Annotated in this window: 15 protein-coding genes; 4 read left to right on the forward strand and 11 right to left on the reverse strand. The window is 60.9% G+C overall.

All coding sequences use genetic code 11. The annotated features are described in order from the left end of the window. Window positions 1–41: 41 nt before the first annotated feature. The 10 genes from ACEWPJ_RS04125 to ACEWPJ_RS04170 form a co-directional block, all read right to left on the reverse strand. Entirely contained in the window at window positions 42–2,219 is a 2,178-nt protein-coding gene (locus ACEWPJ_RS04125) for an RNA degradosome polyphosphate kinase (protein ID WP_416511113.1), read from the reverse strand. Between the two features lie 40 nt (window positions 2,220–2,259). Beyond that, a complete protein-coding gene (locus ACEWPJ_RS04130; protein WP_416511115.1) occupies window positions 2,260–2,943 on the reverse strand; it encodes an HdaA/DnaA family protein in 684 nt (227 codons plus the stop codon). A 3-nt stretch (window positions 2,944–2,946) separates the two neighbouring features. Next, window positions 2,947–4,026, reverse strand: a complete 1,080-nt coding sequence (locus ACEWPJ_RS04135; protein WP_416511117.1) for an AI-2E family transporter — start codon at window positions 4,024–4,026, stop codon at window positions 2,947–2,949. 290 nt (window positions 4,027–4,316) lie between these two features. Then, the gene (locus tag ACEWPJ_RS04140) at window positions 4,317–5,390 is read right to left on the reverse strand and encodes a BMP family ABC transporter substrate-binding protein (RefSeq protein ID WP_416511118.1); all 1,074 of its coding nucleotides are present in this window, start codon (window positions 5,388–5,390) and stop codon (window positions 4,317–4,319) included. A 173-nt stretch (window positions 5,391–5,563) separates the two neighbouring features. Then, on the reverse strand, window positions 5,564–6,496 hold the full coding sequence (locus ACEWPJ_RS04145) for an ABC transporter permease (protein WP_416511119.1): 933 nt from the start codon (window positions 6,494–6,496) through the stop codon (window positions 5,564–5,566). After that, on the reverse strand, window positions 6,496–7,578 hold the full coding sequence (locus ACEWPJ_RS04150) for an ABC transporter permease (RefSeq protein WP_416511120.1): 1,083 nt from the start codon (window positions 7,576–7,578) through the stop codon (window positions 6,496–6,498). The genes ACEWPJ_RS04145 and ACEWPJ_RS04150 overlap by 1 nt, the downstream gene beginning before the upstream one ends. Then, on the reverse strand, window positions 7,575–9,098 hold the full coding sequence (locus ACEWPJ_RS04155) for an ABC transporter ATP-binding protein (RefSeq protein WP_416511121.1): 1,524 nt from the start codon (window positions 9,096–9,098) through the stop codon (window positions 7,575–7,577). Before ACEWPJ_RS04155 ends, ACEWPJ_RS04150 begins: the two co-directional genes overlap by 4 nt. After that, window positions 9,095–10,039, reverse strand: coding sequence for a xanthine dehydrogenase accessory protein XdhC (gene xdhC, locus ACEWPJ_RS04160; protein WP_416511123.1), 945 nt, complete (start codon window positions 10,037–10,039; stop codon window positions 9,095–9,097). The genes ACEWPJ_RS04155 and xdhC overlap by 4 nt, the downstream gene beginning before the upstream one ends. Beyond that, window positions 10,036–12,345, reverse strand: a complete 2,310-nt coding sequence (gene xdhB / locus ACEWPJ_RS04165; protein ID WP_416511125.1) for a xanthine dehydrogenase molybdopterin binding subunit — start codon at window positions 12,343–12,345, stop codon at window positions 10,036–10,038. Before xdhB ends, xdhC begins: the two co-directional genes overlap by 4 nt. After that, window positions 12,342–13,706, reverse strand: a complete 1,365-nt coding sequence (locus tag ACEWPJ_RS04170; RefSeq protein ID WP_416511127.1) for a xanthine dehydrogenase small subunit — start codon at window positions 13,704–13,706, stop codon at window positions 12,342–12,344. Before ACEWPJ_RS04170 ends, xdhB begins: the two co-directional genes overlap by 4 nt. 276 nt (window positions 13,707–13,982) lie before the next feature. On the opposite strand from ACEWPJ_RS04170, the gene dnaE reads away from it, so the two are divergent. Next, the gene (gene dnaE / locus ACEWPJ_RS04175) at window positions 13,983–17,480 is read left to right on the forward strand and encodes a DNA polymerase III subunit alpha (RefSeq protein ID WP_416511128.1); all 3,498 of its coding nucleotides are present in this window, start codon (window positions 13,983–13,985) and stop codon (window positions 17,478–17,480) included. Window positions 17,481–17,492: 12 nt separating this feature from the next. Here dnaE and ACEWPJ_RS04180 read toward each other — a convergent pair whose 3' ends face one another. Beyond that, complete coding sequence (locus ACEWPJ_RS04180) at window positions 17,493–17,699, reverse strand: SlyX family protein (protein ID WP_416511129.1); 207 nt, start codon at window positions 17,697–17,699, stop codon at window positions 17,493–17,495. 153 nt (window positions 17,700–17,852) lie between these two features. Here ACEWPJ_RS04180 and hisS point away from each other — a divergent pair, with 153 nt between their 5' ends. Genes hisS through hisG form a run of 3 tightly spaced genes read left to right on the forward strand, consistent with a single transcriptional unit; the run spans window position 17,853 to window position 21,310 of the window. Continuing rightward, window positions 17,853–19,505 carry a histidine--tRNA ligase gene (hisS, locus tag ACEWPJ_RS04185; RefSeq protein ID WP_416511131.1) on the forward strand — a complete coding sequence of 551 codons (1,653 nt, stop codon included), beginning with the start codon at window positions 17,853–17,855 and terminating at the stop codon, window positions 19,503–19,505. A gap of 3 nt (window positions 19,506–19,508) precedes the next feature. Beyond that, window positions 19,509–20,615 (forward strand): ATP phosphoribosyltransferase regulatory subunit, encoded by a 1,107-nt coding sequence (locus ACEWPJ_RS04190; RefSeq protein WP_416511132.1) that lies wholly within the window; start codon window positions 19,509–19,511, stop codon window positions 20,613–20,615. After that, a complete protein-coding gene (gene hisG, locus ACEWPJ_RS04195) occupies window positions 20,612–21,310 on the forward strand; it encodes an ATP phosphoribosyltransferase (RefSeq protein ID WP_416511133.1) in 699 nt (232 codons plus the stop codon). Before ACEWPJ_RS04190 ends, hisG begins: the two co-directional genes overlap by 4 nt.

A 21,310-nucleotide genomic window follows, 5' to 3' on the forward strand; every position in this document is an offset into this window, starting at 1 on the left:
CCTTGGTTTCGCGTCACCTTGTAGCGCAGGCGGTGTGTGGGTCAATCGTCATAAGAATGCGTCAGTTGCGGCACGTCCGACGCGCCCGCCGATCCACGACCCGACAGTGACGGGTTTTCCATGAAGAACCGGTGGCAGTTGAACGGGCGCGCGTCCTCTGCGATCTCGGGCCGGGTAAAGCTGCCGTCGGGGGCCATCACCCATGTCTGCGCTTCGTCTGCGAGGTTGGCCGCCATGATCTGACTGACGATCTGCGCCTTGACGGTCGGGTTCGTGATTTCGACCAGCGTTTCGACACGCCGGTTCAAGTTGCGGCCCATCCAGTCGGCGGACGAGATGTAGACCCGTGCCTTCTTTGCCGGCAGGCCGTGCCCGTTGCCGAAACAAACAATCCGAGAGTGTTCCAGAAACCGCCCGACGATGGACTTGACCCGGATGTTTTCGCTAAGCCCCTTGATACCCGGCCGAAGCCCGCAGATACCGCGCACGACGAGGTTGATTTTTACCCCCGCCTGGCTCGCTGCATATAGCGCGTCGATCACGTCGGATTCGATGATGGCGTTCATCTTGCACCAGATTTCCGCCGGGCGCCCGTTTCTGGCGTGCTCCGCCTCGGCGTCGATCATGTTGAGCAGGGTCGATTTCAGCGTCAACGGTGAGATCGACAGGTTCTCCAACACCTCGGGCTGGGCGTAGCCCGAAAGATAGTTGAACACCTTGGTCGCGTCCCGGCCCAGTGCCGGATCGCATGTGAACAGGCTAAGGTCCGTGTAAATCCGAGCGGTGATCGGGTGGTAGTTGCCCGTGCCATAGTGGGTATAGGTGACAAGCTGGTCGCCCTCGCGCCGCACAACGGTCGAGATTTTGGCGTGAGTCTTGTAGTTGATGAAGCCATAAACGACATGCGCCCCGGCCCGTTCAAGGTGGCGCGACTGGCGGATGTTGGCAGCCTCGTCAAAGCGTGCCTTTAGCTCAACAAGTGCGGTGACGGACTTCCCGGCCTCGGCGGCTTCGCACAGCGCTTCGACAATCGGGCTGTCGCGGCTGGTGCGGTAAAGTGTTTGCTTGATCGCGACGACATTCGGATCGCGCGCGGCCTGCTGCAGAAACCGGACGACCATATCGAAGGTCTCATAAGGGTGATGCAGCAGCATATCTTTCTGGCGGATCGCGGCGAACATATCGCCGTCATGGTCCTGCACCCGCTCGGGCACCCGTGGCGTGAAGGACGGCCAGAGCAGATCGGGGCGGTGGTCGAGCACCAATTCGGCGAGGTCCGCAACGCCGATCATGCCTTCGATCTCGATCACTTCTTCTTCGGTCGCCGGAAGTTGTTCCATAATCAGCGACCGCAACCGTTCAGGCGCGCCGGCCGAAATCTTCAATCGTATGACCTGTCCCCGCCGCCGCCGTTTCAGCGCGACCTCGAATTCGCGAACGAGGTCTTCGGCCTCATCCTCGACCTCCAGGTCGCTGTCGCGCAGGACACGGAAGGAACAACTGCCCTTGGTCTTGTAGCCGGGGAAAAGCTGTTCGAGGTGCAGAAGCAGCAATTCCTCAAGCGGCAGGAAACGTTCGCGGCCATCGACCGAGGGGAGCGACACGAACCGGTCAATCTGATGCGGGATCGGCAGCAGCGCCTGCAGCGGCCGCTTGTCGCTCTTGCGCTCAAGCTGAAGGGCGAGCGCGAAGCCGGTGTTCGGGATGAAGGGGAACGGGTGCGCCGGATCGATGGCAAGCGGGGACAGGACCGGAAAGACCTGCGACAGGAACAGATCCGCCAGGTAGGTCTTGTCTTCTTCACCAAGGCTCGATCGGTCTTCTATCTGGATCCCTTCGGACAGCAGTTCCTTGTGCAGTTCGTCCCAGGTGTCCTGCTGCCGCTCCATCAGGGCGCGGGCATCCTTGTTGATGAGGGCCAACTGCTCAACCGGGGTCAGGCCATCGGCAGCCGGTGTCGTGTTGCCGGCAAGCGCCAGTTCCCGCAGGCCCGCGACGCGGACCGTGTAGAACTCATCCAGGTTGGTGGCAGAGATCGAAAGGAACCGCACCCGTTCAAGCAACGGCACGCGGGGGTTCTGCGCCTCTTCCAGCACACGCCAGTTGAACGCGAGCCAGCTCAGCTCTCGGTTAAAGAACCGGCCCGGCCCGGTCGTGTCGAGGTCGGCGATCTCAACTGGATCGACGAAGGGCGCTTTAAGGAAGTTGGCGGCGGTCATGGGCGGCTTATCGGTTCCGAATGTGAAACTTGAATGACAGTTATGCGCTGTCACCGTCCAAATTGTCCAGAACACGGGTGGCGAGTGGGACGGTAATGGCCTGCCGCTTGGACAGCGCGGCCTTGTCAAGTTGCTCGACAACCGTTTGCAGGGCCACAAAGCTGCGTTCAATCCGCTTGATCAGAAAGTCGATCACCGCCGGATTGATTTGCAATTGTCGATCCGAGAACAATTTAAGCATCACGGCGGTCAGCAGCGCATCGTCCGGCGCGTCGAGCGCGACAACGGCTGTTCCCTGCATTCGGCTTGCGAGGTCCGGCAGGGTGATCTGCAAGGCTGTCGGCGCGACCCGCGTGGTCAGCAGCAGGCTGTGGCCGTTGGCAATCGTCAGATTGTGAAGGTGAAACAGCGCTTCCTCTGCCGCCGCGTTTCCTGCTACCCGGTCGATATCTTCGACGGCGACGGATTGCGCGGCGAATGCGCTGATATCCTCTGTCGGCAGGGACTGGGCGTCGACGACGCGCGCGTTGGCCTCAATCGCCCAAACATGCGCGAGGTGGGTTTTGCCCGACCCTGCGGCACCGGTCAGTACCATTTTGCGGCTGGGCCAGTCCTGCCACGCCTCAAGCGTTGAGACTGCGATAGCGTTGGCGCTTGAGACAAAGAAATCCTCCTGCCCCAGCGCGGGTTTGGCCGGTAGATCAAAGGTCAGTTGTTGCGGCATGGGTCAGTCTTCTGTTTCGTCCGCGCTGGTCCGGGTCAGACCGTGATACAATAGGCTGTTCTCGTATCGCGCAGTTATGAACCGCATGATCACGCCCAGGGATGCCGCGACCGGAACAGCGACGAGCATACCGACAAATCCGAACAACGTGCCAAACGCCGACAGCGCAAAAATCAGCCAGACTGGATGCAGCCCGACGGACGACCCGACCAGTTTGGGGGTCAGCACGTTGCCCTCCATCACCTGCCCAAATGCGAAGATTCCGGCCACAACGCCGATCTGCCACCACTCACCCCAGAACTGGAACAGAGCAAGCCCGATGGCGAGCGCCCCGCCCACAATCGCGCCCACGTACGGGATGAAAGTCAGCAGGCCAGCTACGAAGCCCGCAACCAAGCCGTAGTTCAGCCCGATGAGGATAAGCGCAACAGCGTAGAACGTGCCGAGGATCAGACAGACCGTGCCCTGACCACGGATAAAGGATGCAAGCGTCTTGTCGATGTCGGTCGCTAACTGTCGGATCACCGGTGCATGATCGCGAGGCAGAAGCTCATCAATCTTGGTGATCATCCGGTCCCAATCCATCAGCAGATAGAAGGCGACGACCGGCACGATCACCAGCAGGACCAATACGTTGATCAGGCTCATCGCTGAGGTTAGCGCGGTGTTCAGAAACTCTCCGCCTTTCGACTGGATGGTTTCACCCAAGGACGACAGCGTTTGGCGGATCGTCGAATCCTCGTCCATTAGCGATGGTATGCGCTCGTTCAAGAAAGACTGGAGATTTTGGAACAGCTGGGGGGCGGAATCGACCAGGTCGATTGTTTGCCGGACCAATGTCGGCACGATCAGCAGGGCCATCAAAACAAAGATCAGAATGGCGGCAACCGTAATGATCAGCGTCGCCGCGACGCGCGAGGCGCCCATCTCTTCCAGCCGATCGGCGACGGGGTCGAGGAAATAGGCAATCGCCCCGCCCAGCAGGAAAGGCAGGATCACGTCGCCCAGAAACCAGAGCAGCACAAAGAAGACAGCGGCGGCCAATCCCCAGTATTTCAATTGATCCCGAACGGGCAGGCCCATTGGCACATCCTTCGCTGTTGTCCCCTGTCTTCGCCCATGAACGGCGGTGTTGCAAGTCGAAGAAATAGGCTTGCACACCCCAGCGCACTAAATTGAGGAATAAATCGCTCACCTGTGCATTTTTGCGAAGCAACCTCGCTCCCAATTCCAACTCATCCGAGGCGAATGAGAGCTTCCTGCAAAGATAAAATGACATCTGAATAGAAACAGATAATGAAAGCCATCCCCCCAAGACGACGAAGACCCCCGGATTGCTCCGGGGGCCTTTTTTTTGCAACGAAATCGTAGGATCAGTTGGGAATGTCGCCCTCGATCCCCTCGATGTAGAAATCCATTCCGGCAAGCGTGCCGTCGTCGGCCACTTCGCCCTCTGCAAGCCAGACGGAGCCGTCCTGCTTGTTGATTGGCCCGGTGAACGGGTGGTATTCACCCGCTGCAATCGCGTCGACCATCGCCTGTGCTTCGGCGCGGACCTCTTCCGGGATCTCTTCGCTGAACTCACCGATAGCAACCATGCCGGGGCCGATGCCGTCCCACGTATTCACGCTTTCCCAGTTGCCATCAACGATCGCCTGAACGCGCTCGATATAGTAGGGTGCCCAGTCGTCGATGATCGAACTCAGCCGCGGTTTCGGTGCGTATTGCTCCATGTCCGCGGCCTGACCGAAGCCGTATCCGCCAACCTCTTCCAGTTTCGCCAGCGGCGCAGTGGAGTCCGTATGCGCGAAGATGACGTCCACACCTTGTTCGATCAGTGCGGTCGCCGCGTCAGCCTCTTTCGCCGGGTCAAACCACGTGTAAACCCAGATCACCTTCATTTCGACATCAGGGTTCACCTTGCGCGCGTGCAGGAAAGAGGAGTTGATGCCGCGGATAACCTCGGGGATCGGGAAGGATGCGATATATCCTATCTTGTTGCTTTCGGTCATATTGCCGGCAAGGTGGCCCATCACCGCGCGGCCTTCGTAGAAGCGGGCGGAGTAGGTCGAGACATTCGGCGCAGATTTGTAGCCTGTCGCATGTTCGAACATGACGTCCGGGAACTTGGCCGCCACGTTGATTGTCGGGTCCATATAACCGAAGGACGTCGTAAAGATCAGATCGTGGCCGGACAGCGCCATTTGGGTCAGCACACGCTCCGCATCGGCACCTTCGGGCACACTTTCAACGAATGTGGTTTCCACGGCGTCGCCGAAATGCTCTTCGACAGCAAGGCGTCCTTGATCGTGGTGATAGGTCCAGCCGCCGTCCCCGATAGGGCCGACATAGACAAAGCCGACTTTCACTGGGTCTTGCGCAGATGCGCCGCTGGCCAGCCCAAGCGCGAGCGCCGCCCCGGCGAGTAGTGATTTCAAAGGTTTCATTCCAAATTTCCCCATTTGACGAGTTTCAGTTTCTGTTTTTCTTTCGTGGTTTTATCGTGGTCTTCAAGTCCGGCAAGGCTGTAATTCCAGTGACAGCCGCCAAGCCGCCGATTCCCGGCACAAGAAATAGCACGGATTGTTTTTGATATGCGCGGGTGTTGTTTGTCTCCTCCCTAACTTGTCGCGTGAAAGACTTTGCCAAGCGACGCAGGCGCGTTCAGTGCGGCCTTTCGCCGGTCGGCGGACATGATGACAAGAACGACAATCGTGATGACGTAGGGCGACATCGACAGATACTCGATCGGGATATCGACACCTGCCGCTTGCAGGTTCAATTGCAGGACCGAAACGCCGCCGAACAGATAGGCGCCAAGCAGCACGCGCCACGGTTTCCAACTGGCAAAGACGACGATGGCAAGCGCGATCCAGCCCGCACCGGCGGTCATCCCCTCGGTCCACTGCGGTACCCGGATCAGCGACAGATATGCCCCGCCAAGCCCGGCGCAGGCACCGCCGAACATGATGGCGAGCAACCGGATACGGACGACCTTGTAGCCAAGCGCGTGGGCGGCTTCGTGGTTTTCCCCGACGGCCCGAACCACCAATCCGATGCGAGTGTATTTCAAGCCCGCCCAGACGAGAACGATCAGCATGAGCGATACATAGACCATCGGATCATGGCGGAAGAGGATCTGGCCGAGAACCGGGATATCCGACAAAACCGGTAAGTCGATCCTGAGCGTCGCGGGTGGCTTCAACCCGCTGTAACTTTGGCCGAGCATCGCTGACAGCCCCAAGCCGAACAGCGTCAACGCAAGTCCCGTCGCCACTTGGTTTGCCAGCAGCACTTGGGTCAAAATACCAAACAATAGCGATAACAACGCCCCGCCCAACGCTGCCGCGATAAAGCCAACGAAGGGACTTTGCGTTTCAACGGCGATGGCAAAGCCGCAGATCGCGCCGACGATCATCATCCCTTCGACGCCCAGGTTCAGAACGCCGGATTTTTCGACCACAAGCTCGCCAATCGCGGCAAGCAGGATTGGGGTCGACGCCACCATGAGCGATGCGACAAGGACGACCGGATTGATTGCTGACAGGTCCATTACGCGGCCTCCGTCTTGCCGATGCGGACGCGGAAGTTTGACAACACGTCCATCGCGAGGATTGAGAACAGCAACATCCCCTGAAACGCCTTGATCGACGCAGCGGGAAGGCCAAGATTTGATTGTGCGATCTCACCGCCGACCGACGTAAGCGCCAGCAACAACCCGGCGAACAGGATGCCAACGGGGTGCAGCCGCCCGAGAAACGCAACGATAATCGCGGTGAAGCCAAGCCCCTGATTGAAATCGACGCTGATCTGACCCATCGGCCCTGCCACCTCAAATAAACCAGCGACCCCGGCCAGCCCGCCGGAAATGCCCATGCAGACCAGTACCAGCAGGTTAGGGCGAACGCCTGCAAACCGTGCGGCGCGGGGCGCCTGTCCGGTTAGCCTGATCTGGTAGCCGAGGATGTGTCGGTTCAGCAGGATGTAAGCAGCGACGACGGCGATCAGCGCGGCTATAACCCCCCAATGCACGCCGCTTCCGGCGATCAGTTCGGGGTTCGATGCTGGTTCATATTGTTGCAGGTTCCGCGACCCCGGAAAGCCGCGCCCCTCGGGGTTTCGCAGCAATCCGAAGGATACTGACGACAAAATATGCTCAGCCACGTAGACGAGCATCAGCGACACGAGGATTTCATTCGTTCCGAATTTCGTTTTCAGAACTGCTGGGATCATCGCCCAAAGGAACCCCCCGAACGCCCCCGCAAGAACCATCAACGGGAAGATAAACCAATAATCATTGGGGTAAAACGCAAGGCCAACCCCCGCGCCAAAGATCGCGCCAAGGATATATTGCCCCTCCGCCCCGATGTTCCAGATGCCCGCGCGAAAGCCGAGGCTTAGGCCGATGCCGATCAGCACCAGCGGGGCTGCCTTCACAAGTAGCTGAGGACGATAATACCACGCGAATTCGCTGAACAGCGGATCCCAGAAAATCGTTCGGATCGCCTCAAACGGCGGTTTGCCAAGCAGGGCAAACAGCAGCCCGCCCGCGATCATCGTCAGGATAACGGCTAGGATCGGGGTCAGGTAAGTCCAGAATTGCGAGGGCTGTGGTCGTTTTTCCAGCCGGATCATGCGACCACCTCCATGTCATGCGCGCCGCCCATCATCAGGCCGATTTCTTCGACCGTCAGCCCTTGTGCGGGACGTGGGGCGCTGAGCCGTCCTTCGTTCAGCACCGCGAACTGGTCCGAAATTTCCATGAGTTCGTCGAGATCCTGACTGATGACGATGACGGCCGCGCCCTCGGTCGTCAGATCAAGCAGCGATTGCCGGATCGCTGCGGCGGCAGAGGCGTCGACGCCCCAAGTCGGCTGGTTCACGATCAGAACATCGGGGCGTTGTAGCACCTCGCGCCCGACGACGAATTTTTGAAGGTTGCCACCCGAAAGCGCCCGCGCCGCATTGCCGGGGCCGGGGGTGCGGACGTCGAATGCCTCAATCACACGCTCGGCAAATCCGCGCACGGCTTTCCAGTCGAGGAACCCACGGTTCGTCAGGTTTTCGCGGATCGCCCCGGTCAGCAGGGCGTTTTCGGTCAGGCTCATGTCAGGGGCCGCCGCGTGGCCAAGCCGTTCTTCGGGCGCGGCGAGGATCGCAAGGCGGCGGCGTTCATTGGGGCCGAGCGCGCCGACCGGGGTGCCGTTCACCCGAACTTCGGTTCCCGACCCGCGTGTTTCGCCGGACAGGGCCGAAAGCAGTTCGTCCTGACCATTGCCGGCGACGCCGCCGATCCCCAGCACCTCGCCGGAGCGGACTGAAAAGCTGATGTCCTTCAGGACCGTCCCGAACGGCGTCGCCGGGGTCATCGACAGGCCGCTGACTTCAAGCACCACGTCGCCGAATTCGCGCGCCGCCCGTTCGGGAACGTGCAGCGTTTGGCCGACCATCATCTCTGCCAGCTCACGGGCCGATTTCTCGCGGGGGTTGCAGGATTCGATAACCTTCCCCAGGCGCAAAATCGTCGCGCTGTCGCACAGCGTGCGAATTTCCTCAAGCTTGTGCGAGATATAGAGGATCGCCGTGCCTTCGGCGCTGAGTTTGCGCAGGGTTTTGAACAGAATTTCAACCTCTTGCGGGGTCAGAACACTGGTCGGTTCGTCCATGATTAGCAGTTTCGGGTCTTGCAAAAGACAGCGAATAATCTCCACCCGCTGCCGTTCCCCGGCGGATAGGTTGCCGACCATCCGGTCGGGGTCAAGGGGGAGGCCATACGCCTCGCTCACATCGCGGATACGCTGCGCGAGTTCGCGCAAAACCGGTGGGTTTTCCATGCCAAGCGCGATATTCTCCGCCACGTTCAACGCGTCGAACAGCGAAAAATGCTGAAACACCATCGCAACGCCAGAGGCTCGGGCCGCGCGGGGTTCCTGCGGTTCATAAGGCGCACCGCGAAGCGTCATGCGCCCTGCATCCGGGCGCACCAATCCGTAGATCATTTTGACGAGCGTCGATTTCCCCGCGCCGTTTTCGCCGAGCAGCGCGTGCACCTCGCCCTCCGCGACGGTGAAGGACACATCGTCATTGGCGACGACGCCCGGATAGGCCTTTCGAAGCCCTTCGACAGTCAGCAAGGCAGGGGCGTTTTCGGTCACGATGCGATCTCACTTCTGGCTGTCATGTCGGCCCGGTCAAGCAGCAGCGCACGGGCGACTCCGATGGCGATTTCCTGTGGATGCTTGCCAAGGTTGGGTTCGCCGATCGGGCAGGTGATCCGGTTGATCTGGTCTTTGGTGTGGCCAAACCCGCGCAGGCGACTTTGAAAACGCGCCCATTTGGTTGCGGAGCCGATCAGACCGACGCTGGCAAAATGATGCCCCAGCAGGGCGTGGCAGAGTTCCAGGTCGAATGTATGGCTATAGGTCATGATAAGGTGGTGCGCCGTTTGCGGCGCGTGGTGGGCAATGTCCGCAGGCCGGGCGCTGATCGCGGGCGTCACCCCGACCGGCAGCGGATCGGGGAAGCGGTCGGCCTGCGTGTCGATCAGCGTCACCGCGATATCGGGCAGGGGCGAAAGGGTCGCCGCGACGGCCCGTCCGACATGCCCGGCCCCGTATATCCACACTGGTACTGGCGCAGGCGTCAGCGGTTCGGCGAGCCAGCCGTCGGCCCAGATTGTGTGGTGAAGCCCGCGATTGACTGCGTTGATCATAGCGGTCGGCGGTGCACTGGCCGCGTCCGCCGCGACCTTGCGCATGTAGGCCGTGTCCGATGCCGCAAAATCAGGGAGCGTTTGCGCATCAAACACCTCCCAAAGCACGGTTACGGCCCCGCCGCAGCATTGCCCCAGCGCGGGGCCGAGCGGTTGTTTGCGCAGCGTGCGCGATTGTTCTGCAGTCAATAGGGCGCGGGCATCCTGCGTCGCCTCATACTCAAGCACGCCGCCGCCGATTGTGCCGGATTGTCCATTGGCCCAAACGCGCATTTCAACGCCAGTGTCACGGGGGACGGAGCCCTTGGCGTCAATAATCACGATCCGGCAGACTCGCCCATGTTGCGCGACCTCACGCCTTAGCTGGGCGATGTCAAAGCTCATGATGCGCCCTTCTGGCGGGTGATTGCGGCAAGCACACGCTCTGCCGTGGCCGGCGCGTCGAGCGCGACGTAGGTCGATCCGTCGCCGCAGGCCGCAATCGCGTCCGACAGCGCAAGGAACACCGAATTGCCATGCATCAACGGAGGTTCGCCGACAGCCTTGGACCGATAGATCGTGTTTTCCCGGTTCGGCGAGTCCCAAAGCGTGACATTGAAAACATCCGGTCGATCTGAACAGGCCGGGATCTTGTAGGTGGATGGCGCGTGAGTGCGGAGGCGGCCCTTGTCGTCCCACACGAGTTCTTCGGTGGTCAGCCAGCCTGCGCCTTGCACGAACCCGCCTTCGATCTGACCGATGTCAAGCGATGGGTTCAGCGATCGCCCGGCATCGTGCAGGATGTCGGTTCTGAGGATGCGATATTCGCCGGTCAGGGTGTCGACGACGACCTCGGACACCGACGCGCCGTAGGCGAAGTAGTAGAATGGCCGCCCTTCACCCTTGATCCGATCCCATTTGATATCGGGCGTCTTGTAGAACCCCGCTGCCGACAGGCTGATCCGGTTTTCATATGCGGATTTCGCGACCTCGGCGAAGGTGTAGCTTTCGCCGCCCGCGATGACGTTGCCATCGGCAAACCGAACTTCTTGCGGGGCGATCTGGTGCCGTTCTGCGACGTGATCGGCAAGCCGTCGCCGGATCATGTCGCAAGCGTTTTTGACTGCCATGCCGTTCAGGTCAGACCCGGACGAGGCCGCGGTGGCCGACGTGTTCGGCACCTTCGCCGTGTCGGTCGCGGTGATCTTGATCATCTCAAGCGGAACGCCAAACCCGCTTGCCGCGACCTGCGCGACTTTCTGGAACAGGCCTTGCCCCATTTCCGTTCCGCCGTGGTTCAGGTGGACGGAGCCGTCCTGATACACATGCACCAACGCGCCCGCTTGGTTCAGATGGGTCAGCGTAAAGCTGATTCCGAATTTGACCGGGGTGAGGGCGATCCCACGTTTCAGCGTTGCGTGGTCATCGTTCCATTGTTCGACCGCCGCGCGGCGGGTGCGATAGTCGGACGTTTCAACCAGCCGATCCACCATCGCATTGATCGCGCAATCATCGACTTCCTGATGATACGGAGTCGTCCGGAGCGAACACACGGCAGTTTCTTCCGGCGCATCGGCATAGAAATTCGCCTGCCGCACGTCCAGCGGATCGCGGCCCAGATGCGCCGCGATATGATCCATCACCCGTTCGATGCCAAGCATCCCCTGCGGCCCGCCAAACCCGCGAAAGGCGGTGGCGGATTGCGTATTAGTCCGCAGGCGATGGCTTTCGATCCGGGCATTCGGCAGGTGATAGGCGTTGTCCGCGTGCAGCATCGCACGGTCGGCGACCGGCAAGCTAAGGTCAAGCGCCCAGCCGCAGCGGGTCAGTTGAAGAAAGTCGATGCCCTGGACACGCCCGTCATCGTCAAAGCCGACCCGGTAGCTGATCCGAAAATCATGCCGCTTGCCGGTGATCACCATGTCATCGTCGCGGTCATAGCGCATTTTGCACGGCTTGCCGGTCTTGTGGGCCGCCACGGCGCAGGCCACGGCCAGCGCGTTGCCTTGGCTTTCCTTGCCACCAAAGCCGCCGCCCATGCGCCGAGTCTCAACCCGGACCGCGTGCATTGGCAGGCCGAGCGACTCTGCTACCTTGTGCTGAATCTCGGTCGGGTGCTGGGTTGAGGAATGGACGAGCATATCGCCGCCTTCCTGCGGAAAGACGAGCGCGGCTTGCCCTTCCAGATAGAAATGTTCCTGCCCGCCGATTTCGATCACGCCGTCTATCTGGTGGTCGGATTCTTTGATCGCCTTGGCCGCATCGCCCTTTTCGTAGATGCGCGGGCCGCCTTCAAAGCGGCTGTTCGCCTCCATCGCGGCGTCGATCGACAGAAGGGCGGGCTGTTCGTCATAGGTGATCTTTGCCCGCCGAGCGGCGTGACGTGCCGCGAGATGGCTTGTCGCGACGACCAGAAAGATCGGCTGGCCCACGTAATGCACGATGTCATCCGCCAGCAGCGGTTCATCGTGGATCGACGGTGAGACATCGTTTTCGGCGGGCAGATCGTCTGCCGTCATCACCGCAACCACGCCATCCGACGCAGCCACATCGGACAGATCAATCGCTGTGATCCGGCCATGCGCGATCTCTGACAGGCCGAAGGCGAGGTGGAGCGCGTTGGCGGGCGTCGGGATGTCGTCAATATAGCGGGCTTGGCCGGTGACGTGCAGCTTTGCCGCATCATGGGGCAGGGGGGTCGTAACGCTCATGGTGCGACCTCCAGCACGGTGGTCGCACCGCCTTGCGTCGCTCGGAAATACCGCGCCAGCATGTTTTTTGCGGCGGCGAGGCGGTAGTCAGCGGAGGCGCGCATATCGCTCATCGGGGTGTAGTCCTTGGCGAAGGCCTTGGTTGCTTCGGCAATCGTCGCATCGGTCCACGGCTGGCCGATCAGCGCGGCCTCAACCGCGTCGGCCTGTTTTGGTGTTCCGGCCATGCCGCCAAACGCGATCCGGGCGGCGGTGACTGTGCCGTCTTCAACAGTGACGTTGAAACACCCGCACACGGCGGAAATGTCCTGATCGAAGCGCTTGGACAGTTTATAGCATTGCAGATTGTCAGGCTGACGCGGGATCGTGACCGCCTCAACAAATTCGCCGGGTGTGCGGTCTTGTTTGCCGTAGTCGATAAAGAAATCCTCAAGCGGCATGGTGCGCCGCGTGTCCCCTTTGCGCAGATGAAGCGTTGCGCCCAGCGCGATCAGCGCGGGTGGGCTGTCGCCAATGGGCGAGCCGTTGGCGATGTTCCCGCCAATGGTCGCGGCATTGCGCACCTGCACAGACCCGTAGCGGCGGATCATCTCTGCAAACGATGGATGGTGCTCCGCCATCACGGGCAGCAAATCTGTCAGCGTGACGCCCGCGCCGATGCGGATCGTGTCATCCGTTACCTCAATCTGGGCGAGGTCTTTGACGCCGTGAAGGAACGCGACCTCATCAAGATCGCGCAGCTGCTTTGTCACCCAAAGCCCCACATCAGTGGCCCCGCCGATCAGGGTGGCGTCCGGGTGCGCCTCATACCACGCGGCAAGCTCATCACTGCTTTGGAGCAGCGTCGGCTCCCCCCCATCGCTGCCGGGGGCTTTGTCCTTGACCCATTTCGGCACCGGGGCAGGCTCCGCCGCTTTGGCGGCCCGGATGATCGGCGTATAGCCAGTGCAACGGCATAGGTTCCCGGCCAGTTCGTCATCATGGTCCGTGCGGCCGTTCCGGTGTGAGGTTGCCATCGACACGACAAAGCCCGGCGTGCAGAACCCGCATTGCGATCCGTGGTGGTCGATCATCGCCTGCTGTACCGGGTGAAGCGTGCCGTCCGGCCCGCCGATGCCTTCGACGGTTCGCACGGCTTTCCCGTCAAGCTGTGGCAAGAACAGGATGCAGGCGTTCAAGGCCCGCGCGCCTTTGTCGTCCGTCACCATCACGGTGCAGGCGCCGCAATCGCCTTCGTTGCAGCCTTCTTTCGTGCCGGTTAGCCCCCGCACTTCGCGGAGCCAATCAAGCAGCGTGGTCGTCGGTGATACGTCGGTCAGACAGACGGAGTCTCCGTTCAATAGAAACGTGATCCGGTTCATGTGATGTCCAGTGTCGCTTTCTGTTTGTGGGAGGTTTCTCCCGTTTGCGCGTGCCCGATGCGACGTAAAGCAGTTCGCGCGATCCCCGTTTCACTTAGGAAAGCGGCAATTCGTCCATCTGGCAAGAAAAGATATTACGAGTTCGGTTGAAGGACTTTCAAGATTTTCCGAAAGGCGAGTGGTTTCGCGTGCGGGATTCCGGACGGGGGCAAATCCCTGTGGATATCCTCGCATCCGCTATTTCCCGTTCTGGATCGCGTCGCTACTGTGCGGGGCATGAGCACTGATCCCCGATTCATTCACCTGCGCGTCCATTCCGAATATTCCCTGCTGGAAGGGGCCGTACCGGTCAAGAAAATGGCGGGGCTATGCGAGCGGGCGAGGATGCCCGCCGTTGCGCTGACCGACACCAACAACATGTTTGCGGCGCTCGAATTCTCCGTCACTTTAGCGGATGCAGGCATTCAACCCATCGTCGGCTGTCAGGTGGATCTCGAAACCCAGACCGAGGCCGCGCCCGGTCGAAACGTCCTGCCTGACCCGCGACCGGTTGTTCTGCTGGCGCAGAACGAGACCGGCTACGAGAACCTGATGAAACTGTCGAGTTGCCTTTATCTTGATGCCGAAGGGCAGCGGGCGCAGGTGACGGTGGATGAACTTGGCGCGCATTCGGACGGTTTGATTTGCCTGACGGGTGGCCCCGACGGGCCGGTCGGCAAACTGCTCCGCGCCGGAAACCGCGACGCGGCAGAGGCATTGATGACCCGCCTTGCGTCCTTCTACCCAGATCGCCTTTATGTCGAACTGCAACGCCACCCCGGCGAGGGCGGACAGACGACCGAAGCCGAACGCGCGACGGAACGCGGATTCGTCGAAATGGCCTATGCAATGAACCTGCCGCTGGTTGCCACGAATGACGTCTATTTCCCGAAACCCGAGATGTATGAGGCGCATGATGCGCTGATCTGCATCGCGGACGGGGCGTATGTGGATCAACAACAACCGCGCCGCCGTCTGACACCGCAGCATTACTTTAAGTCACCGCAGGAAATGGCGACGCTGTTTGCGGACTTGCCAGAGGCGCTGGAAAATACCGTAGAAATCGCCCGCCGCTGCGCCTTCAAAGCCTACCGTCGCGACCCGATCTTGCCAAAATTCGCGGATGATGAGGTGGATGAACTCCGCCGCCAAGCCAAGGCTGGCTTGGTTGAACGCCTAAAGGTGATCCCGCACGCCGCACCGGTCGAGGAATACGAAGCCCGGCTGGAGTTTGAACTCGACATTATCCAAGGCATGGGCTTCCCCGGCTACTTCTTGATCGTTGCGGATTTCATCAAATGGGCCAAGGATAACGACATCCCGGTTGGCCCCGGCCGTGGGTCGGGCGCGGGCTCGCTCGTCGCGTATGCGCTGACGATCACCGACCTTGACCCGCTGCGCTATTCGCTGCTGTTCGAACGCTTCCTGAACCCCGAACGGGTGTCGATGCCGGACTTTGACATCGATTTCTGCATGGATCGCCGGGAAGAAGTCATCCGCTATGTGCAGGAGAAGTATGGCCGCGATAAGGTCGGCCAGATCATCACCTTCGGCGCACTATTGTCCAAGGCCGCCGTGCGCGACATTGGCCGGGTTTTGCAGATGCCGTACGGGCAGGTGGATCGCCTGTCAAAAATGATCCCGGTCGAAGGCGTGAAGCCTGTGTCCATCGAAAAAGCGCTCGCCGATGAGCCGCGATTGCGGGAAGAGGCGAAAAACGAAGAGGTCGTGGACCGGCTGTTGACCTATGGCCAACAGGTAGAGGGGTTGCTGCGGAATGCCTCAACCCACGCCGCGGGGGTGGTGATCGGGGACCAACCGCTTGACGCGCTGGTGCCGCTATATCAAGACCCGCGATCCGACATGCCCGCCACCCAGTTCAACATGAAATGGGTGGAGCAGGCGGGGCTGGTGAAGTTCGACTTCCTTGGCCTGAAGACGCTAACGGTGATCCAGAACGCGGTTGATCTGATCCTTGGCACTGGCCGCAATCTGAACGAGGCTGCAGATGGCCGCGTGCTGTATGAGCCGCCTGAAGGTGTTGAAAACGACATCGGCGCGATCCCCTTGGATGATGAAGCGAGCTATCGGCTTTACGCTTCGGCCAAAACGGTGGCAGTGTTTCAGGTTGAAAGCTCTGGCATGATGGACGCGCTGAAGCGGATGCGGCCAACCTGCATTGAGGATATCGTTGCGCTGGTGGCGCTGTATCGGCCCGGCCCGATGGAGAATATCCCGACCTATTGCGAGGTGAAGAACGGGCAAAAAGAATTGGAATCGATCCACCCGCTGATCGACCATATCCTTGAAGAAACCCAAGGCATCATTGTCTATCAGGAACAGGTGATGGAAATCGCACAGGTGATGGCGGGATACTCACTTGGCGGCGCTGACCTTCTGCGCCGGGCGATGGGTAAGAAAATCGCGGCCGAAATGGCGAAGGAGCGCCCGAAATTCGTCAAGGGCGCTGAGGCGAACGGCGTCGACAAGAAGAAGGCGCAGGAAGTCTTCGATCTGCTTGAGAAATTCGCAAACTACGGCTTCAATAAATCGCACGCGGCGGCCTATGCGGTGGTCAGCTATCAAACCGCTTGGCTGAAGGCGAACCATCCGGTTGAATTCATGGCCGGCGTGATGAACTGCGATATCCACCTGACGGACAAACTCGCGGTTTACTTTGAAGAAGTGAAGAAGCGGCTGGAGTTGCCGTATGTCGCGCCGTCGGTCAACCGCTCTCAGGCGATGTTTGCGGTTGAAAACGGTGCGCTCGTCTATGCGCTCGGTGCGCTGAAAAACGTCGGTGTTGAGGCGATGAAACTGATCGTCGACGGGCGCGGCGACAAGCCGTTCGTGAACCTTTACGATTTCGCCCGCCGGGTCGATTTGAAGCGTGTCGGCAAGCGCCCGATGGAGATGCTCGCCCGCGCCGGGGCGTTTGATGAACTGGACAAGAACCGCCGCAGGGTGTTCGACAGCCTTGATTCGTTGGTGAATTACTCCGCCGCGGTGCATGAACAGCGGGCGTCAAACCAGGTGTCCCTGTTTGGTGAGGCGGGCGATGACCTGCCCGAACCGCGCCTAAGCCCGGCGGACGACTGGCTGCCCGCTGAACGGCTGGCGGAGGAGTTCAAGGCCATCGGGTTCTATCTGTCCGGCCATCCGCTTGACGATTACCTGCCAGCGCTGCGGCGCAAGAAGGTGATGACCCTGTCGGAGCTTGAGGAAAAAGCCATGAGCGGGGCGCTGGTGGCGAAGCTATGCGGCACGGTCGCCGGGCGGCAGGAAAGGAAATCCGCGCGGGGCAACCGATTTGCTTTCGCTCAACTTTCCGATCCGACGGGGGGGTATGAGGTCACGATATTCTCCGACACGCTCGAAGCGGCGCGGGATTATCTGGAAACTGGCTCGAACGTGGTTGTGACGGTCGAGGCGACGATGGAATCCGAGCAGTTGAAACTGCTGGCCCGCGCGGTGCAGCCGGTGGATACGGTGACGGCGGATGCCGGGTCGATGGGTCTTAAGATATTCATCGACAATGCGGACGCGGTGCCTGCGGTTGCATCGGTTCTGGGCCGGGCTGAGGCGCGGACAAAGGGGCCGGTCAGCCTGTGCCTGATGGGTCAGGGGCTGCCCGGAGAGGTCGAAATTCAGCTAAAGCGCGACTACCCCCTTAACATGCAAATAAAAAGCGCGATCAAAAGCTTGGACGGCGTTATGGATGTGCAGGAAGTCTAACCTGCGCCGACCCTACCAATGCGGCGGTTTCTGATCCGCAAGCGGGACAGAGCCGCCGGAGTCATATTCCCGCTCGGCCTCTCTCCGCATCAGCATATCGACCTGTTTCGTGAGCTTTGACAGGTCTTTTTCCTGCCGCGCGATGACACCTGACAGGTCATCCACGGTGCGGGACAGGTGGGCGATTTGCTCTTCCAGATGGGTGCGATCTTCGGACATGAAAGCGGCATAGCGCGGGGGCACGGGCGCGGCAAGGGTCTCGCCACCGGTTAATCGCGCGATATTTCCCGCCCAGGACACGCCCCCATAGCTTGCCCCCGCGCGACCCACGGGCTACACCCCGCCGCGAGACGGACCCGAAGGATTGGACCGATGGCCAAACAAAAGAAACAGCCCCGCCCCAAGGCCGAAACGCCGAAGGGCTTTCGCGACTATTTCGGTGCAGAGGTCGAAACGCGGCGAGAGATGCTCGACGCGATCGCAGGGGTTTACCATCGCTACGGGTTCGATGCGCTGGAAAGTTCCGCCGTTGAAACGGTCGAGGCGCTTGGCAAGTTCCTGCCCGACGTGGACCGCCCGAACGAAGGCGTTTTCGCGTGGCAGGAGGATGCCGAGGACGAAAAGCCCGGCGACTGGCTGGCGCTGCGCTATGACCTGACTGCGCCGCTCGCCCGTGTTTATGCTCAATATAAGGACAAGCCGCTTCCTGGCTTGGATGAGAGTTTGCCGACCCCCTATCGCCGCTACGCGATGGGACCGGTGTGGCGGAACGAAAAGCCGGGGCCGGGGCGGTTCCGGCAATTCTACCAATGCGACGCGGATACGGTCGGCACGAATAGCATGGCGGCGGATGCCGAGATTTGCGCGATGCTGGCGGATACGCTGGAGGAGGTTGGGATACCGCGCGGGGATTACATCATCCGGGTGAATAACCGGAAGGTGTTGAATGGGGTTTTGGAGGCGGCAGGCCTTTCCGGTGAGGGCAAAGAGAGCGAGCGAGGTATCGTTCTTCGAGCAATCGACAAGTTGGACAGGCTTGGTTTTGAAGGTGTCCTTTCCCTTTTGAGAGCAGGGCGTAAGGACGAGAGTGGTGACTTTACTGAAGGCGCAGGTCTGTCAATCGAGCAAGCAAATCGAATTCTAGCGTTTGTTGGCGCCAAAGATAACGTGGTCAGTTCTTCGTTCTTTACACTCGAAGGACACGAAGGAAAGACTCCGGCGGAGTGGTCAAACGAGCTAGGACGAGTAGGCGTGTACGCGTCTGGTGGCCGAACCGACGAAGAAACTGGTCGAGCCTACAATCGACACATCTGCGCAGCGCTCAGAAATTTGGTCGACGAGAGCGAGGTTGGATTGCAAGGCGTCAACGAACTCGAACAAATCGCTGACCTCCTCGCTGCCCAAGGCTACGGTCCCGACCGCATCGTCATCGACCCATCTGTCGTCCGGGGTCTCGGCTACTACACCGGTCCCGTCTACGAGGCCGAACTGACCTTTGACATCACTGATGACAAGGGACGCGTGCGGCAGTTTGGGTCGGTCGCTGGGGGTGGTCGGTATGACGACCTCGTGAAGCGGTTTACCGGGCAGGCGGTGCCTGCGACGGGGATTTCGATTGGAGTGGACCGATTGCTCGCCGCGTTGCAGATGAAGGGGCGGATGTCCCGGCAGGTGCATGGGCCGGTCGTTGTCACCGTGATGGACCGGGACCGGATGGCCGATTATCAAGCGATGGTGGCGGAGTTGCGGAATGCGGGTATTCGCGCCGAAGTCTACCTCGGCAATCCGAAGAATTTTGGCAATCAGTTGAAATACGCGGATAAACGCGGCTCTCCGGTGGCGATCATTCAGGGGGGTGACGAGGCGGAGCGTGATGTAGTTCAGATCAAAGACCTGATCCTTGGAGCGAAGATTGCCGAAAGCGCGACCCATGACGAATGGAAAGCCCAGCCCGCGCAGCGCGAAGTGCCGCGCGGTGATCTGGTCGATGAGGTGCGAAAAATCCTCTCCGCGTCCGAGGGTTGAGTGATGACGCCGAAGACTGATTTGCGGGCCGAAGCCGGGCGACTGATGGCTTTTTTCGAGGCGGCGGGGGCCGTGCCGGTTGAGGCGGATATCCTGCAGCCTGCGGAAATATTGCTGGACCTTTACGGGGAGGATATTCGCGCGCGGGCTTATGTGACGTCGGACCCGCTGCGGGGCGAGCAGATGCTGCGGCCGGATTTCACGGTGCCGGTGGTGCAGATGCATATGGCGGATGGGGCGGAGCCTGCGCGGTATACCTATGCCGGGGAGGTCTTCCGCAAGCAGGAGGACTACTCCGACCGCGCGAGCGAATATCTGCAAGTCGGCTATGAGGTGTTTGACCGCGAAAACCCGGCGGCGGCGGACGCAGAGGTGTTCGCACTGTTCAACGAGGTGCTTGCGCCGCACGGTTTGCGGGCCGCGACGGGCGATATCGGGATTTTGATGGCCGCCGTCCGCGGGTTGTCGACGACGGAACGACGCAAGGAAGCCCTGCTGCGGCACCTGTGGCGACCCCGGCGGTTTCGGGCGCTGCTCGATCGATTTGGCGGGCGGGTGGCGGCGTCGAAGCCGCGCCAGAAACTATTGAAACTGCTGGAAACGAACTCCGTCGATTTGCTGGTCAGCGATGCCGGCGCCCAGATCGGGCTGCGGGGCGCGGATGAGATCGCGACGCGCTTGCGGGTCATCAAGGCCGACGCGCAGGAACCCCCGATCAGCGCGGGCGAGGTCGAATTGCTCGACACAATCATGAGCTTGCGGGAAACCGCGCCGAACGCGTTGCAACACTTGCGCGATATCGCGGTCGATCTGCCAGAGGTGCAGCCCGCCGTGCGCACGATGGCGAAACGGCTGGAGGCGCTGGACGCGCGCGGCATCGACGTCGACGCGCTGGAGTTTGAGGGCAACCACGGGCGCACGACGCTGGAGTATTACGACGGATTCGTGTTCGGATTCTCCGCCCCGATGCGCCCCGACCTGCCGCCGATTGCGACGGGCGGGCGCTATGACGCGCTGACGCGGGTGCTGGGGCAGGGGCGGTCGATCCCTGCGGTGGGCGGTGTGATCCGGCCGGAACTGCTGCGTCGGGTGCTGGAGGCGTCGGAATGACCGTGAAGCTGGGTGTGCCGTCCAAAGGGCGGCTGATGGAAAAGACCTTTGACTGGTTCGGCGCACGCGGCGTGATCCTAAGCCGCACCGGGTCGGAACGCGAATACGCTGCCGCCGTCGAAGGCGCGCCGGGGCTGGAACTGGTGTTGCTCAGCGCCGGGGAAATCCCGCGTGAACTGGCCGCCGGGCGCATTCATCTGGGGGTCACGGGCACGGATCTGGTGCGCGAAAAACTGGCCGCGTGGGATAGCCGGGTGAAAGAACTCGCCCCGATGGGGTTTGGCCATGCCGATCTGGTGATCGCAGTGCCAAAGGTTTGGGTGGATGTCGAAACGCTCGATGATCTCGACGCCGCCGCGGCGCAGTTCCGGCGGACGCATGGGTTCCGCCTGCGGATCGCGACAAAGTATCACCGGCTGGTCAGGGAATTCCTGCAGACCCACGGCGTTGCTGATTACCAGCTTGTCGACAGCCAAGGCGCGACCGAAGGCACGGTGAAGAACGAAACGGCGGAAGCGGTGGCCGACATTACGTCGACCGGGGAAACGCTGCGCGCGAACCATCTGAAACTGCTGGAGGAGGGCGTCGTCCATAAATCGCAGGCGACGCTGCTGAAGTCGCGGCAGGCGGAATGGGGCGCGGCGGAGCGGGATGTGCTGACCGTATTACTTGGCCAACTTGGGATCGGCGGCTAG

It is taken from the genome of Aliiroseovarius sp. YM-037, from assembly GCF_048060095.1.
Classification (GTDB): domain Bacteria; phylum Pseudomonadota; class Alphaproteobacteria; order Rhodobacterales; family Rhodobacteraceae; genus JBLUOA01.

Excerpts from the sequence above, each read along its gene's own strand:
- hisG (WP_416511133.1), top strand. The coding sequence starts at position 20,612 with ATGACCGTGAAGCTGGGTGTGCCGTCCAAAGGGCGGCTGATGGAAAAG.
- dnaE (WP_416511128.1), top strand. The coding sequence starts at position 13,983 with ATGAGCACTGATCCCCGATTCATTCACCTGCGCGTCCATTCCGAATAT.
- hisS (WP_416511131.1), top strand. The coding sequence starts at position 17,853 with ATGGCCAAACAAAAGAAACAGCCCCGCCCCAAGGCCGAAACGCCGAAG.
- ACEWPJ_RS04125 (WP_416511113.1), bottom strand. The coding sequence starts at position 2,219 with ATGACCGCCGCCAACTTCCTTAAAGCGCCCTTCGTCGATCCAGTTGAG.
- ACEWPJ_RS04170 (WP_416511127.1), bottom strand. The coding sequence starts at position 13,706 with ATGAACCGGATCACGTTTCTATTGAACGGAGACTCCGTCTGTCTGACC.
- ACEWPJ_RS04135 (WP_416511117.1), bottom strand. The coding sequence starts at position 4,026 with ATGGGCCTGCCCGTTCGGGATCAATTGAAATACTGGGGATTGGCCGCC.
- ACEWPJ_RS04130 (WP_416511115.1), bottom strand. The coding sequence starts at position 2,943 with ATGCCGCAACAACTGACCTTTGATCTACCGGCCAAACCCGCGCTGGGG.
- xdhC (WP_416511123.1), bottom strand. The coding sequence starts at position 10,039 with ATGAGCTTTGACATCGCCCAGCTAAGGCGTGAGGTCGCGCAACATGGG.
- ACEWPJ_RS04190 (WP_416511132.1), top strand. The coding sequence starts at position 19,509 with ATGACGCCGAAGACTGATTTGCGGGCCGAAGCCGGGCGACTGATGGCT.
- ACEWPJ_RS04150 (WP_416511120.1), bottom strand. The coding sequence starts at position 7,578 with ATGATCCGGCTGGAAAAACGACCACAGCCCTCGCAATTCTGGACTTAC.
- ACEWPJ_RS04140 (WP_416511118.1), bottom strand. The coding sequence starts at position 5,390 with ATGAAACCTTTGAAATCACTACTCGCCGGGGCGGCGCTCGCGCTTGGG.
- ACEWPJ_RS04145 (WP_416511119.1), bottom strand. The coding sequence starts at position 6,496 with ATGGACCTGTCAGCAATCAATCCGGTCGTCCTTGTCGCATCGCTCATG.
- ACEWPJ_RS04180 (WP_416511129.1), bottom strand. The coding sequence starts at position 17,699 with ATGTCCGAAGATCGCACCCATCTGGAAGAGCAAATCGCCCACCTGTCC.
- xdhB (WP_416511125.1), bottom strand. The coding sequence starts at position 12,345 with ATGAGCGTTACGACCCCCCTGCCCCATGATGCGGCAAAGCTGCACGTC.